The sequence below is a fragment of the Bradyrhizobium sp. Kon10 genome (assembly GCF_055807395.1).
Genome location: NZ_JBVVOZ010000289.1, coordinates 1 through 256 on the forward strand (window position 1 = coordinate 1; position 256 = coordinate 256).

Below are 256 nucleotides of genomic sequence, written 5' to 3' on the forward strand. Positions count from 1 at the left end.
GTGGCGACAGCGCGGCCTCGATGCGCTCGAAGTCCAGGCTGAAATCCTGCAAGCCTAACTGCACATGCACGCAGCGCCCGCCGGCCAGCTCTACCGAGGGCGCGTAGCTGTCGTAGCAAGGGTCGAAGATGATCACCTCGTCACCGCTGCGGATAACAGCCTGGATAGCGCAGAAAATGCCCTGGGTAGCGCCGGGCGTAATGGTGACCTCAAGGTCGGCATCGACGCTGACACCGTAGCTGTGGGCAATCTTCGC

The 256-nt window shown here is 62.5% G+C and carries 1 protein-coding gene; it reads right to left on the reverse strand.

Annotated elements, in window-relative coordinates; genetic code table 11:
* Positions 1-256: aminotransferase class I/II-fold pyridoxal phosphate-dependent enzyme (locus tag AC0L2O_RS37070; protein WP_473373239.1), on the reverse strand; the 256-nt coding region annotated here is incomplete at both ends.